10 protein-coding genes and 1 pseudogene are annotated in these 14,514 nt (G+C 71.7%); 5 read left to right on the top strand and 6 right to left on the bottom strand.

Features of this window, described 5'->3' with window-relative positions; all coding sequences use genetic code 11:
- Nucleotides 1–183 precede the first annotated feature (183 nt).
- Nucleotides 184–1,344, bottom strand: coding sequence for a PP2C family protein-serine/threonine phosphatase (locus TR50_RS23505; RefSeq protein ID WP_042425240.1), 1,161 nt, complete (start codon nucleotides 1,342–1,344; stop codon nucleotides 184–186).
- Nucleotides 1,345–1,494: 150 nt separating this feature from the next.
- Between TR50_RS23505 and TR50_RS23500 the strand changes: the two genes are divergently transcribed.
- Nucleotides 1,495–2,034, top strand: coding sequence for a hypothetical protein (locus TR50_RS23500; RefSeq protein WP_042425239.1), 540 nt, complete (start codon nucleotides 1,495–1,497; stop codon nucleotides 2,032–2,034).
- Between the two features lie 166 nt (nucleotides 2,035–2,200).
- Here the strand turns inward: TR50_RS23500 and TR50_RS23495 are convergent, their stop codons facing one another.
- Genes TR50_RS23495 through TR50_RS23485 form a run of 3 tightly spaced genes read right to left on the bottom strand, consistent with a single transcriptional unit; the run spans nucleotide 2,201 to nucleotide 4,181 of the window.
- Nucleotides 2,201–3,007 (bottom strand): Fpg/Nei family DNA glycosylase, encoded by an 807-nt coding sequence (locus tag TR50_RS23495; RefSeq protein ID WP_042425237.1) that lies wholly within the window; start codon nucleotides 3,005–3,007, stop codon nucleotides 2,201–2,203.
- A gap of 22 nt (nucleotides 3,008–3,029) precedes the next feature.
- Nucleotides 3,030–3,515, bottom strand: coding sequence for a ribose-5-phosphate isomerase (locus TR50_RS23490; RefSeq protein WP_042425236.1), 486 nt, complete (start codon nucleotides 3,513–3,515; stop codon nucleotides 3,030–3,032).
- Between the two features lie 36 nt (nucleotides 3,516–3,551).
- Nucleotides 3,552–4,181, bottom strand: coding sequence for a biotin transporter BioY (locus TR50_RS23485; protein ID WP_042425235.1), 630 nt, complete (start codon nucleotides 4,179–4,181; stop codon nucleotides 3,552–3,554).
- A 276-nt stretch (nucleotides 4,182–4,457) separates the two neighbouring features.
- On the opposite strand from TR50_RS23485, the gene TR50_RS23480 reads away from it, so the two are divergent.
- Nucleotides 4,458–5,861, top strand: a complete 1,404-nt coding sequence (locus TR50_RS23480) for an amino acid permease (protein ID WP_042425233.1) — start codon at nucleotides 4,458–4,460, stop codon at nucleotides 5,859–5,861.
- A gap of 95 nt (nucleotides 5,862–5,956) precedes the next feature.
- On the opposite strand, the gene TR50_RS23475 is transcribed toward TR50_RS23480, so the two are convergent.
- On the bottom strand, nucleotides 5,957–6,595 hold the full coding sequence (locus TR50_RS23475) for a mycothiol-dependent nitroreductase Rv2466c family protein (protein ID WP_042425230.1): 639 nt from the start codon (nucleotides 6,593–6,595) through the stop codon (nucleotides 5,957–5,959).
- Between the two features lie 179 nt (nucleotides 6,596–6,774).
- Here TR50_RS23475 and pepN point away from each other — a divergent pair, with 179 nt between their 5' ends.
- From pepN to TR50_RS44490, 3 genes and pseudogenes are all read left to right on the top strand, one after another.
- Nucleotides 6,775–9,363, top strand: coding sequence for an aminopeptidase N (pepN, locus tag TR50_RS23470; RefSeq protein ID WP_042425226.1), 2,589 nt, complete (start codon nucleotides 6,775–6,777; stop codon nucleotides 9,361–9,363).
- A 165-nt stretch (nucleotides 9,364–9,528) separates the two neighbouring features.
- The gene (locus TR50_RS23465; protein ID WP_042425223.1) at nucleotides 9,529–11,661 is read left to right on the top strand and encodes an outer membrane protein assembly factor BamB family protein; all 2,133 of its coding nucleotides are present in this window, start codon (nucleotides 9,529–9,531) and stop codon (nucleotides 11,659–11,661) included.
- A 286-nt stretch (nucleotides 11,662–11,947) separates the two neighbouring features.
- A pseudogene (locus TR50_RS44490) lies at nucleotides 11,948–13,149 on the top strand (IS110 family RNA-guided transposase).
- 40 nt (nucleotides 13,150–13,189) lie between these two features.
- Here TR50_RS44490 and TR50_RS23455 read toward each other — a convergent pair.
- Nucleotides 13,190–14,287 carry a S8 family serine peptidase gene (locus TR50_RS23455; protein WP_160311168.1) on the bottom strand — a complete coding sequence of 366 codons (1,098 nt, stop codon included), beginning with the start codon at nucleotides 14,285–14,287 and terminating at the stop codon, nucleotides 13,190–13,192.
- Nucleotides 14,288–14,514 lie beyond the last annotated feature (227 nt).

The following is a 14,514-nucleotide window of genomic DNA, read 5'->3' as shown; positions in this document are numbered from 1 at the left end:
CCGAGGCCACACCGCGTCACCACGGCACCACCCCCAGCTCACGCTCGCCCGCTTAGTCAGTCTCTCCGGATCAACGGGCTCCGTAAAGCGGTTCTGGCTCACACTGCACTGCCGGAGTGCACTATCAGCCGAGATTGTCCGAAGATCGTGTGACGGATGGTACAAGTGCGGCCTGCGATACGCCTATTCGCGCCAGAGGAGCAGGAGGGCCCGGTCGTCGCTGCGGTCCTTGGCGACCCGTTCGATCAGCCGCCAGGCGGAGCCGGAGAAGGTGGTGCCGACCAGCCGGTCCGCCTCGCCCATGAGCCGGTCCATGCCCTCGGACAGGTCCCGGCCCGGCGCTTCGACCATGCCGTCCGTGCAGAGCATCAGCACGTCGCCGTGGGCCAGCACGCCGCGCACGCCCTCGAACTTGGCGCCGTCGTAGATGCCGAGCAGAGGCCCCTCGGCCTCCTTGGTCTGCCAGTGGCCGGTGCCGTTGACCCGCTGCATGCCCGGGAGATGACCGGCCGACAACAGTTCGTACTCGCCCGTGTCCAGATCCAGCACCAGATGCACGGCGCTGGCGAAGCCCTCCTCCCAACCCTGGCGCAGCAGGTAGCCGTTGGCGGCCGGAAGGAAGTCGTGCGGGGGCAGTGAGCCCAACAGGCCGCCGAACGCGCCGGAGAGGAGCAGGGCGCGCGAACCGGCGTCCATGCCCTTGCCGGAGACGTCCGCGAGCACCGCCTCCAGCACCCGCTTGCCGGTGCCGGTCCGGGCGGCGACGACGAAGTCACCGGAGAAGGACTGCCCGCCGGCCGGTCGCAGCGCCATCTCGGCGTGCCAGCCCACGGGGAGGGACGGGATCCGGCTCTGCACCTTGAGCCGCTCGCGCAGATCGAACAGCATCGATCCGCCGCGCCGCCACGGCACGCCGACCCGGCTGCGGAACTGCGCCAGCACCAACCCGACGGCCCCGACCGCGCCGACGGTCAGCACGCTGCCGGGCGTCACCCGGCTCAGATCGCCACCGCCGCCCGGCCCGAGCAGCACCGACTCCGCGGCGAGGGCCGCCGCGGCGGCGGCGTAGAGAAGCACGAGGCTACTGGGCCGCAGCAACAACGCGCCGGAGATCACCGGCATGACGAGCACGGTCGGCGGGAACCAGACCGGCAGGGACACGGTCGCGAACGTGAGCAACGGCACGAGGAGGAGCAGGACGACGAAGGCGATCCAGTCCGCGCCGTCCCCGCGGAAGTAGTCGACGGCGGCCCTGCGCACCCGTCGCCAAGCCCGTCGCTGCGCCCTGCGCAGGCGGACCGTACGGGTGTCGACCGGGTGTGCCCCGGCGTCTTGGCGTGCCATGTTCCGCAGACCCTACCGACCGCCGCCACCGCGCGTCGACGTGTTGCGGATGCGGGCTGCACCGATCGCGCCATTTTGGGCAGGCGGCTTCAGCGTCCGGGCGGTGGCCCTGGGCACACCGCACGGGCTTGCTCGGGATAGCGTCGTCGTATGTCTACCGCGACCGCCCGCCCTGCCCGCCCCGCGCAGGTGAAGGCCAGCCTGCCGCTGCTGCTTGTGATCTCCGTCATCGGGCTGGGGCTGGTCTTCCTGGGCGGCTACCGGGCCGCGTACTCCGCGGGGCTCGCGGGGACGCCCGGGACGCTGACGGTGGCGTCGTGCGGGCAGTCCGGCCGACCGGGCGTCTGCACGGGAGTGTTCCGCGCCGCGGACGGCTCGGTCACGGACCCGGCGGCGACGGTCTCGGCCTCCGGGAATCCCGCCAAGGGCCGCGCGCTGGACGTCGACCGCCTCGGCGCCGGTGACTACGGCCCGATCAGCCTGGCCCACTCGGTGGGTTGGCTGGCCCTCATCCTGTTCGGCCTGATGCTGGCGGCCTCGCTGCCGTCCTCGCTGCTGGGCCGCCGCGCGGAGGGCAGCCCGCGGGCCGCGCGTGCGGCGGGACGGCTCGGGTTCGCCGTGCTGGCGCTGTTCGTGGGCGCGGGGGTGTTCGGCATGATGGCGCTGGTGCTGTCGTTCACCGTCTCGTGACGCCGCGCCTCGTGACGCCGTGGCCCCGTGACGCGGCCGTCCTGTGATGTCCGCATGGTGACGCCCGCATGGTGACGCTCTGTCCGGTGGCGCCCGTCTCGTAACGTTGCGTCCCTTCCGCGGTCTCCGCGCGCGCCCGGGGCGGCCGGCTGGCGCGCATGCGGCGTCACGCCTGGCAGCGCGGGCACCAGAAGAGGTTGCGGGCGGCGTGCTCCTCGGTGCGGACCTCCGTGCCGCAGACCAGGCAGGGCTGGCCGGCTCGGCGGTAGACGTAGACCTCGCCGCCGTGGTCGTCGACGCGGGGCGGGCGGCCCATCGCCTCGGGGGTGTGCTCGGGGCGGACGGTGTCGATGCGGTTGTTGCGGACGCCCTCGCGCATCAGCGGGCGCAGGTCGTTCCAGATCGCGTCCCACTCGGCCCGGTCGAGGCTGCGGCCCTGGCGGTGCGGGTCGACGCCCTGACGGAAGAGCACCTCGGCGCGGTAGACGTTGCCGACGCCGCACAGCACCTTCTGGTCCATCAGCAGGGCGGCGACGGTGGTGCGGCTGCCGCTGATCCGCTTCCAGGCGGCGTCGCCGGTCTCCTCCGGGCGCAGCGGGTCGGGCCCGAGACGGGACTCGGCCTCCAGCTTCTCGAGCGGGGTGACGAGCGCGCACCGGCTGGGGCCGCGCAGGTCAGCGTAGGCGTCGTCGGAGGCGATCCGCATCCGGACCTGGCCGACGGGATCCGGGGCGGGGCCCTGGCCCCAGAAGACCTTGCCGTAGAGGCCGAGGTGGATGTGGACCCAGCCCGCGGCGCCGAAGCCGAGGAAGAGGTGCTTGCCCTTGGCGTCGGTCGCGGTCAGCTCGTGGCCGTCCAACTGCCGTGCGGCCTCGGCGAAGGGGCCCTGCGGGCTGGAGACGGCAACGGCCTGGCCGCCGAAGACCCGGTGGTATTCGGCGGCCAGTCGGTGGATGGTGTGGCCCTCGGGCATCCCAGCGCTGCTGCTGCCGCGCTCAGCCCTGCGGGTGGTGGGCCGGGATGGGCGGCAGCTCGCCGGTGGTCTCGTACTCCGTCAGCATGTCGATGCGGCGGATGTGGCGCTCCTCGGCGGAGAACGGCGTGTTGAGGAAGGCCTCCAGGAAGGAGGTGGCCTCCTCGACCGTGTGCATCCGGCCGCCGATGGAGATGACGTTGGCGTTGTTGTGCTCGCGGCCCAGCTTGGCCGTGTCCAGGCTCCAGGCCAGCGCGGCGCGGACGCCCTTGACCTTGTTGGCCGCGATGGCCTCGCCGTTGCCGCTGCCGCCGATGACGACGCCGAGCGCCTCCGGGTCGGCCGCGGTGCGCTCGGCCGCACGCAGGCAGAACGGCGGGTAGTCGTCGACCGCGTCGTAGATGTGCGGACCGCAGTCGATCGGCTCGTGCCCGGCTTCGGTCAGCCACTTCACGAAGTGCTGCTTGAGCTCGAAACCGGCGTGGTCGGATCCCAGGTAGACGCGCATGGCTGGATTATGTCAGCCCGGCGTCGACCAGGCGCGTCAGCCCTGCTCGCCCGAGGCGCGGCGGCCGACGAGCTTCCAGGCGGTCGGGAGCAGGCCGGTGGCGACGGCGATCTTGAGGGCGTCGCCGAGCAGGAACGGGTAGAGCCCAAGCGAGGCGGCCTGCGCAAGGGAGACGTGCGCGGCCGCGGCGAGCCACGGGACGCCGACGGCGTAGATGGCGAGGTTGCCGAGCGCCATCGCCCCGACGGTGCGCAGCGGCGAGCGGTCGGCGCCGCGCCGGGCCAGCGCGCCGACGAGCGCGCCCGCGACGACGAAGCCGACGACGTAGCCGAGGGTGAGCAGCACCGCGCCGGTCGCGCCGGAGCTGCCGCCCTGGAACCAGGGCACACCGGCGATGCCGGCCAGCAGGTAGAGGGCCATCGAGGCCGCACCGCGGCGTGCGCCGAAGGCGGTGCCGACGAGCAGCGCCGCCAGGGTCTGCCCGGTCACCGGCACGGGCGAGCCCGGCATCGGCACGGACAACTGCGCGGCCAGACCGGTGAACGCGGCACCGCCGAGAACGAGCGCGGCGTCCCGGCCCAGCGCGCGGCCGCGGGTGACCCCGGCGGCGGGCAGCAGGTCGACGAGGACGGCGCCGGGACGGACGATCGGTGCGGCAAGGCTCACGGCTGGGCTCCTGTGGTCCTGGGAGACGGATGTTAACGATCGTGAACATACCGCCGCCGGCGGGCGGGGCGCTTAGGGCGCTTCCCACAAAACCGCAGGTCAAGGGTTAGGTGAGCCCAACGGGTCGACGGCGGAGGGTGGTCGAGCCCTCACGCTTTGCGATTTCGGCGTTCGCATGCTGGCCGCTCGGGCCCGACTTCCTGCTGCCGCAGGCACCATTGCCCGAATACTGAGCACACCGGTTCAGTATGCGAACACCCCCGACCCTCAGGACAGATGAGCACCACGACGACCGCACCCCAGCCCACGCGGCAGACCGGGCAGCAGGCCGAGCAGGCCGCGACCCCCGGCCTGTCACACAGCCTCCGGCCGCGCCACCTCTCGATGATCGCCCTCGGCGGCGTCATCGGCGCCGGCCTGTTCGTCGGCTCGGGCGCCGGCATCGCGGCGGCGGGCCCCTCCATCGTGCTGGCCTTCGCGGCCTCCGGTGTGCTGGTCATGCTCGTCATGCGGATGCTCGGTGAGATGTCCGCCGCCCGCCCGGCCTCCGGCTCCTTCTCCGTGCACGCGGAGAAGGAGATCGGCGCCTGGGCCGGGTTCGCCTCCGGCTGGCTGTTCTGGCTGCTGCTCTGCGTCGGCGTCTCCGCCGAGGCGACCGGCGCCGCCGGCATCATGACCAACTGGCTGCCCGGCACGCCCACCTGGATGTGGGTGGCGCTGTTCATGGCCTTCTTCTGCGCGAGCAACCTCACCGCGGTGAAGAACTTCGGCGAGTTCGAGTTCTGGTTCGCGGCGATCAAGGTCGCGGCGATCGTCGGCTTCCTGGTGCTGGGCGTGCTGGCCGTCCTCGGCGTGGTCGGCAAGGGCGCCCCGGGCCTGACCAACCTCACCGGCCACGGCGGCTTCCTGCCCCACGGCGTCAACGGCCTGGTCACCGGCCTGCTCGCCTCGGTCTTCGCCTACGGCGGCCTGGAGACCGTCACCATCGCGGCGGCGGAGTCGAAGGACCCCGTGCGCAGCGTGGGCAACGCGGTGCGGACCGCGATGTGGCGCATCGCGCTGTTCTACGTCGGCTCGATGGCCGTCATCGTCACCCTGCTTCCGTGGAACAACCCGAACGTGGTGAAGAACGGCCCCTACGTGGAGACGCTGAACCTCATCGGCGTCCCGGCGGCGGCGCAGATCATGAACGTGGTCGTGCTGATCGCCCTGCTGAGCGCCATGAACGCGAACATCTACGGCTCGTCCCGGATGGCGTACTCGCTGGTCCAGCGCGGCCTCGGCCCCAAGGCGCTGGCCCGCGTGAGCGGGGGCGTGCCGCGGCCGGCCGTCCTGGCGTCCTCCGCCTTCGGCTTCTTCGCGGTGCTGCTGAACTTCTGGTGGCCGACGACGGTCTTCGCCTGGCTGCTGAACGCCGTCGGCGCGGCGGTCCTGGTGGTGTGGGCGTTCGTCTGCGTCGCCCAACTGCGGATGCGCCGGCGCGTGGAGCGCGAGGCGCCGGAGCAGCTGACGGTCAGGATGTGGGCCTTCCCGTACCTGACCTGGGTGGCCCTGGCGGGCGTGGTGACCGTCCTCGCGCTGATGCTGCTGAGTCACGGCAACCGGGTCCAGCTGGCGACGACGCTCGGCGCGACGGCGGTCCTGTCCCTGCTGGGGCTGGTCTGGGTGCGCAAGAGGTAGGTCCGGGTGCGCGCGAGGTAGGCCGGGTGCGTTCAGGGGCGCGGGGCTCCGCTGGTATGCGGCTCTCCGCGCCCCTGAGGTGTTGCCACCGACCCTCAGTCGAAGATCGGACCCTGGGTCCGCGTGCGCTTGATCTCGTAGAAGCCCGGCGTCGAGGCGACCAGGATCGTGCCGTCCCAGAGGCGGCCCGCCGCCTCGCCCTTCGGGGCCGGGGTGACGACGGGGCCGAAGAAGGCGATGCGCTCGCCCGTCGGGCCCGGGACGGCGATGACCGGCGTGCCGACGTCCTCGCCGACCAGGCTGATGCCCTCCTTGTGGGAGACCCGCAGCGCGTCGTCGTAGTCCGTGGAGCTCATCGCGTCCGCGAGCGACGCCGGCAGACCGGCCTCGACCAGCGCGGCCTCGATCGTCGCGCGGTCGCGCGGCTGACCGCCGTTGTGGAAGCGGGTGCCCAGCGCCGTGTAGAGCGGGCCGAGGACGCCCTCGCCGTGCTTCTGCGCGGCGGCGATGCAGACGCGCACGGGGCCCCACGCCTCGTCCATCAGCTTGGCGTACTTCTCCGGGAGGTCACGGCCCTCGTTCAGGACCGCCAGGCTCATCACGTGCCACTTGACCTTGATGGGGCGCTGCTTCTCGACCTCCAGCATCCATCGCGAGGTCATCCATGCCCACGGGCACAGCGGGTCGAACCAGAAATCAGCGGTGACGGGCGCTGCTGCGGCGTCCACGGACATGTACGTGCTCCCTTGTCTACGACGAGGCGTTCCGATAAGCGGTCCCCCATGACACGAACGCCCACGCCGACGTCGCCATTCCCGGCACCACTGGGCGTGACAAGATGCGAGGACAGGAGATCCACGGTCAAGTCGCGCTACCACCCCCAGCGCGCCCCATCAGCACGAGGAGTACGGACGTGCCCGGCACCAATCTCACCCGTGACGAGGCCCGCGAACGGGCACGCATCCTCGCGGTCGACGGGTACGCCGTCGAGCTCGACGTGCGCAGCGCGCTGGGCGACAGCGGCGTGTTCCGCTCCCGGACGACCCTGCGCTTCCGCTGCTCCGAGCCGGGCGCGGACTCCTTCGCGGACCTGCTGGCGCCGCACGTGCGCAGCGTGACGCTGAACGGGCGGGAGCTGGACCCGGCCGAGGTCTTCGACGGGTCCCGGATCGCGCTGCCGGGCCTGGCCGCCGAGAACGAGCTGGTCGTCGACGCCGACTGCGCCTACAGCCACACCGGCGAGGGCCTGCACCGCTTCGTCGACCCGGTCGACGGCGAGGTGTACCTCTACACCCAGTACGAGCCGGCCGACGCGCGTCGCGTCTTCGCCACCTTCGAGCAGCCGGACCTGAAGGCGCCGTTCACCTTCACGGTGACCGCGCCCGCGCACTGGGAGGCGTTCTCCAACTCCGCCGCCACGGGCGAGCCGCAGCGCAACCAGGACCGGTCGCGGACCTGGAGCTTCGCCCCGACGCAGCGCATCTCCAGCTACATCACCGCGGTCGTCGCCGGCCCCTACCACGTGGACCGCGACCACTACAGCCGCGAACTGCCGGACGGCACGACGCTGGAGATCCCGCTGGGCGCGCTGTGCCGCAAGTCGCTGGCGCAGTACTTCGACTCGGACGAGATCTTCACCGTCACCAAGCAGGGCCTGGACTTCTTCCACGAGGAGTTCGACTACCCGTACCCGTTCGGCAAGTACGACCAGGCCTTCGTGCCCGAGTACAACATCGGCGCCATGGAGAACCCGGGTTGCGTCACCTTCCGTGAGGAGTTCATCTTCCGCTCCAAGGTGACCGAAGCGGCCTACGAGGGCCGGGCCAACGTCATCCTGCACGAGATGGCGCACATGTGGTTCGGCGACCTGGTCACCATGCAGTGGTGGGACGACCTGTGGCTGAAGGAGTCCTTCGCGGACTTCATGGGCGCGTTCTCCCAGGTCGCGGCGACGAAGTACCAGTCCGGCTGGATCACCTTCGCCAACCGCCGCAAGGCGTGGGCCTACCGTCAGGACCAGCTGCCCACCACGCACCCGATCACCGCGGACATCCGCGACCTCGAGGACGCCAAGCTCAACTTCGACGGCATCACGTACGCCAAGGGCGCGGCGGTGCTGAAGCAGCTGGTCGCCTACGTCGGCCGGGACGCCTTCTTCGAGGGCGCGCGCCGCTACTTCAAGCGTCACGCGTTCGGCAACACCACGCTGCACGACCTGCTGGCCGTCCTCGCCGAGACGAGCGGTCGCGGGGAGCCGGCGATGGCGGAGTGGTCGCGCGCCTGGCTCCAGACGGCCGGCGTCAACGTGCTCACCCCGGAGCTGACCGTCGACGCGGAGGGCCGGATCACCGACTTCGCCGTGCTCCAGGACGCCGCCGAGGACTACCCGACGCTGCGCCCGCACCGCGTCGCCGTCGGCTTCTACGACCTCACGGAGGACGGCCGTCTGGTGCGCAGCCAGCGCGTCGAGCTGGACGTGCGCGCCGAGGCGCGGACGTCCGTGCCGCAGCTGGTCGGCGCGCCCCGTCCGGCGCTGGTGCTCGTCAACGACGACGACCTGACGTACTGCAAGATGCGCTTCGACGAGGGCTCGCTGGAGACGCTGCGGGTCTCGCTCGGCGACATCGAGGACCCCCTCGCCCGCGCCCTGTGCTGGTCGGCGGTGTGGAACATGACGCGCGACGGCCTGATGCCGGCCCGCGACTACCTCGACCTGGTGCTGCGCTTCGCGGGACGCGAGAGCAGCATCGGCGTGCTCCAGCAGTTGCACACCCAGGCCCGGCTGACGCTGGAGCAGTACGTCGCACCGGAGGGCCGCGAAGCGTCAGCGCAGGCGCTCGCCGAGGGCGCGCTGGACGAGCTGCGCGCCGCGGCGCCCGGCAGCGACCACCAGCTGGCGTGGGCGCGCTACTTCGCGCAGTCCGCGCACACCGAGTCCGAACTGCAGCTGGTGGGCGGGCTGCTGGCCGGCACGGCCCGGATCGACGGTCTGGACATCGACCAGGAGCTGCGGTGGGCGCTGCTCCAGACGCTGGTCGCCACCGGCCGCGCGGGCGACGCCGAGCTCACCGCCGAGCTGCGGCGCGACAACACGGCCAGCGGCAAGCGCCTGGAGACCGCCGCCCGCGCGGCGGCGCCGAACGCCGAGACCAAGGCCCTGACCTGGCACACGGTCGTGGAGACGGACGAGCTGCCGAACGCGCTGCTGGAGGCGGAGATCGCCGGCTTCCAGCAGGCCTCGCAGCGCGAGCTCGTCGCGCCGTACGCGGAGCCGTACTTCGAGGTGCTGGAGAAGGTCTGGGCGGAGCGGTCGATCGAGATCGCGCTGCGCATCGTCAACGGCCTCTTCCCGCGCCTGGTCAGCAGGGACGCGACGCTGGCCCGCACGGACCTGTGGCTCGCCGAGCACGAGGACGCGGCCCCCGCGCTGCGCCGTCTCGTGCGCGAGTGCCGCGACGACCTCGCCCGCGCGCTGCGCGCGCAGGCCTGCGACGCGCGCTGAGCCCGTCCGACTCCGTGTGAGTCCGTCTGACTCCGTCCGAGTCTGTCTTCTGAAGTGTTTCGCCCCCGTCTGTCCGGTCCCGCTAGGCTGGCTGGACGGGGGCGTGGCGCTGCATGCCCTCACGTTGGCTGATCGTCAGTCGACGGTGGTGGAGAGGCGCACGGGATGACAGACCACGGTTCGGGCTCGGCAGAGAGAGACGACGACTACCGCCTGGCGGCGGGAACGCCGCAGGACGGAGTTCCGCAGGACGCCGCGACGGCGGCTGCCGGAGGCGGCTCCAGTGCGGGCGGCGTGGGCGGTGTCGGCATGGGCGCGGCCGGAACGGACGGCCCTCCGCCGCAGCTCTCCGGGCAGCCCGGCTGGGCCTACACCCCGACGGAGATGGCCACACCACAGGTCCCGCACCAGAGCCAGGGCGCGGGCGCTGACGCGGCGGGTCAGGCGGCCGGTCTGGCGGCTGGTCACGTGCCCGGTCAGGCGGGCGAGATGCCGCCGCAGTCCGGAGGGTACGGCTTCCCGCAGCAGCCGGGACAGCATCCGCAACCCGGACAACAGCAACAGCCGCAGCAGCCGTTCGGAGCCGTGCCGACACAGGGCTACGGCTACCCCGGCCCCGGCGCCCCGATGCAGGCCGACGGCGCCGCTCCCGCGAACGCGCACGCGCAGCCGTACCCGCTGCCGCCGATGGCCCAGCCACCGTACGGGCAGCCCTCCTACGGCCAACAGCCCGGGTACGAGCAGGGGGCCCAGGCCCCGTACGGCCAACCGCCTTTCGCACAGCAGCAGCCGTCCCCACAGCCGCCGTACCAGCAGCAGCCTTACGAGCAGGCTCCGTACGGACAGGCTCCCTACGGACAGCCCGGGGCGGGCCCCGACGGCCAGGGTCAGTGGCCGCAGATGCCGCCGCTGCCGGGACAGCCGACGGAGGGCCAGCCCCAACCCGGTTACCCCTACCCCGGCTACCCGCAGCCCGCCGCTCCCCCGCGCGGCAGCCTGAGCCGCGGTGCGCTCATCGGCATCGTCGCCGGCGGCGTCGCCCTGGTCGTCATCGCGGTGACGGCTGTGGCGCTCGCCTCCAACGGCGGTGGCGGTGGTGGCGGGACGAACGGCGGCGGTGGCGGCTCCGTCCGCACCCTGGCCACCGGGTGGAAGGTGCCGGGCAGCGTCTCCGACGAGCAGATCGGCACCTGGGTCACCAACCAGTACCTGGTCCGGGCGAGTTCGGCCGGCGTCAAGGCCTACAGCCTCAGCACCGGCGCCCCGGCCTGGACCGCCCAGCCGCTCTCCGGCTCCGGCGTCCCGTGCGCCATGTCGCCGACGGTCTCCGCCTCCGGCATCGGCACGGTCGGCTTCGGACCCAACGCCGACAGCTGCACCACGCTCGTCGGCGTCGACACCAGCACCGGCAAGACGCTGTGGTCCACCTCGCTCACCTCGTCCGGCCACACCGAGGGCTCCTCGACGGCGACCTTCGTCGACGGCCAGGTCGGCGTCATCGTCAACGGCAACGTCCTCGGCGGAGTGAACCTGACGAACGGCCAGGTCGTTTGGGGCTACAAGGCCCGCGGCCAGTACTGCAACGCCTACCCCTACGGCGGCGCGGGCACGGTCATCGTCGACGACTACTGCGCCGACGTCAGTCCGACCTACACGCTGACCGCGCTGGACGCGGCGACGGGCAAGCAGATCTGGCAGAAGCAGGAATCCGACCACGTCCAGATCAGCAACGTGATGGACGGCTCGCCGATCGTCGCCACCACGGAGAGCGGCGGCTCCCAGGCCGCGTACCGCTACGACAGCAGCGGCAACTCCACGCCCCTGGCGCTGCCGGACCCCGTCCAGGCCCCGATGCGGCTGAACAGCGCCGACTCGGGCGCGCTGGTCGTCGGCCCGTCGACCCTGCTCGTCCCGACCAACAGCAGCTCGTCCAGGCAGGGCATCGCGGCGGTCAACCCGAGCACGGGCGCCACCCTCTGGACGTACGACGGCGAGTCACACGGCGGCGCGGTCCTCGTCCGCACCCCGCAGAACGCCTCGGGCTCGGGTTCGGGCGCGGGTGGGTCGGACGCGGGCAAGGTCTACGCGATCTCGTTCATCCCGGGCTACGGCTCGAACTCCGGCCCGCAGATCGTCTCCCTCGACCCGGCCTCCGGCAAGGCGAGTGTGATCGCCCAGCTCCCGTCGGACCTCACCACGGTGGACTACAGCCCGGGCACGGTCTACCTGCTGCCCAACGGCCAGGTGCTGCTCGCCTCCCCCGACGCGAGCGGCACGGCGGTCCAGCTCTTCAAGTAGGGCATGCGAAAGGGGGCTTCAGCCGAGCAGCGCCCGGCTGAAGCCCGTTACCTTCTTTGTGGCCCCGCAACGGGGCTCCCGGCCTCCGGTCCCGGCATGATTCGGTTGCCCTGTCAGTCATGATCGAAAGGGTGCTGTCACCGGGTACGGAGGCATCGGTAGACCGCTGATCAGGGGCATGGGCATCCCACCCGCACCGGGTGGGGCAGGCTCTCCGTAACGTGGATGCCGGCACGCTGATGCCGCAGGCAGGCCGGGACGGTTCCGAGTCGGGAGCAAGGAGCACGTGACCGAGGACGAGACCATCGACGTCTATCTGGGCCTGGACGTCGGCAAGGGCGAGCACCACGCCACCGCCCTGACACCGGCCGGGAAGAAGGCCTTCGACAAGCCCCTGCCCAACACCGAGCCGAAGCTGCGCGAGCTGTTCGCCAAGCTCCAGGCCAAGCACGGCACTGTGCTCGTCGTCGTGGACCAACCGGCCTCCATAGGCGCCTTACCGCTGGCGGTCGCCCGGGACATGGGCTGCCGGGTGGCCTACCTCCCCGGGCTGACGATGCGTCGGATCGCGGACCTGTATCCGGGCGAAGCCAAGACCGACGCCAGGGACGCCTACGTCATCGCCGACGCCGCGCGCACGATGCCGCACACACTCCGCGCCATCGACCCGGCCGATGAAACCACGGCCGAGCTGCAGATGATCGTCGGCTTCGACGACGACCTCACCACCGAGACCACCCGGATCAAGAACCGCCTGCGGGGCCTGCTCACGCAGATCCACCCCTCACTCGAGCAGGTCCTGGGCCCGCGCCTGGACCACCCCGCCGTCCTGGCCCTGCTGGAACGCTTCGGTTCACCCGCCCAGATCCGCAAAGCCGGACGCCGCCGCTTGGTCACGCTGCTGCGGCCGAAGGCCCCGCGCATGGCCGAGCGCCTGGTGGAGGACATCTTCACCGCACTCGACGCGCAGACCGTCGTCGTCCCTGGGACCGAGGCGGCAGCGCTGATCGTCCCCAGCCTCGCCTCCTCCCTCACCGCCCTCGCGGATCAGCGCAAGACCCTCGCCGCACGGATCGAGGAACTGCTGGAGGCCCACCCTCTTTCCCAGGTCCTGACCTCCATGCCCGGCATCGGGGTCAGGACCGCAGCCCGCATCCTCATCGACGTCGGCGACGGCACCGCGTTCCCACCGCCGGACACCTGGCCGCCTACGCCGGCCTCGCACCGGTCACTCGGGCCTCCGGCTCCTCCATCCGCGGCGAACACCCCGCCCGCCGCGGCAACAAGCAGCTCAAACGCGCCCTCTACCTCGCCGCGTTCGCCTCGCTCAAGCAGCCGGAGTCACGCGCCTACTACGACAAGAAGCGCAAGGAAGGAAAACACCACGTCGCGGCCATCGTCGCGCTCGCCCGACGACGTATCGACGTGCTCTTCGCCATGCTCCGCGACGGCACCTTCTACCAGGCCCCAATCGCCACGCCCGCTTGACGAAAACCATAGGGGCACCCTTTCTTCCCGCTCGTCGCCGCTATTCCGCCGGCTCGCCCATCTCACCTGGCACTCCCGGCTCGCCCTCCCCACCCCCGCCGCCACGGCGACGGTTGCGGACGACGACAGGGACGACGTTCGCGAGCAGCACGAAAACAGCCAGGCCCCCGATGTCGATGACCAAGGAGTGACCGGAGGGGGAGAAAGCGGAATCGGCTTCGGTCGTGCGCGCCCCCTTCAGCGGATCGGACGCCTGCGGCAGCGGCCCGGAGACAGGTCCCGGCGAGACGGCCATGGTGAGGTCGGGCGTCGCGATGCCGTAGCCGTACCGGGGGTCGGGCGTCGTCACGCCCTTGGGCGGGACCGCCGTCTTGATGACGTAGTCGACGATCTGCCCGGCGCTCAGGTCGGGATGAGCCGAACGGTAGAGCGCGGCGATAGCAGCAACGTACGCGGTGGAGTCACTGGTGCCGTCGCCCTGGAGCGTCTGGGTGTCGCTCGCGCCGCCGTCGCGCAGGATGGCGACACCGGGGGCGACGACCGTGATTCCGCCGGTCTGCGAGTCGCCGGCGAGCTTGCCCGCGCTGTCGACCGCACCGACCTTGATCACCCCCGGCCACGAGGCCGGATACTCCTTCACGCTCGTACCGCCGTTGCCGGCCGCGGCGACCAGGACGACGTCGTGCTGCTCCGCATAGGCGACCGCCGACTCCTCCTCGGGGTCCGCACCAGCGGATCCGATGGACATGCTGATCACCTGGGCCCCGTGGTCCACGGCGTAGCGGATGGCTTGGGGCACGTAGTTGCCCCGGACAACCCCCACCCCGCCGCCGACACCGATCGGGAGGATCTTCGCCCCCGGCGCAAGGCCCATGATCCCTTCCTCACCGCCCGGGCCATGGCCACGGCCGGCGATGATGCTGGCCATTCCGGTGCCGTGCCCTTCGGGCGAGTGATCCGTCTGGCCGTTCCCCCCGAAGACGAAATCCGTACCTGGAAGCACCTGCCCCCGCAGGTCCACATGCGTGGCGCGCACACCGGAGTCGATCACGGCGACCACGACGCCCTTGCCCGTGGAGTGCGGCCAGACGGCCTTGGCGGCCTCATAGGTGGACAGGGCCCACTGCGCGTCGCGCACCGTGTCCGCCTGGGCCGCCGACGCCCCGCCCATGACAAGGGCTCCAGCGAGCGCCGCCCCTCCCAAAGTGCGCAGTGCTCGACTGAAGCCCATGCCCAAACCCCGATCGCCAACCATGTTCGATGATCAGGACCCTACTCGACTCCTGATCGTCCACATGGTCGCCCGGCGACTACCGCCCCTGGCCGCCGTAGGGGTTCTGCTGCGGCGGGTACTGCTGGTTCCCC

Source organism: Streptacidiphilus anmyonensis (genome assembly GCF_000787855.1).
Taxonomy (GTDB): Bacteria; Actinomycetota; Actinomycetes; order Streptomycetales; family Streptomycetaceae; genus Streptacidiphilus; species Streptacidiphilus anmyonensis.
This window is presented reverse-complemented; position numbering and strand designations above follow the sequence as displayed.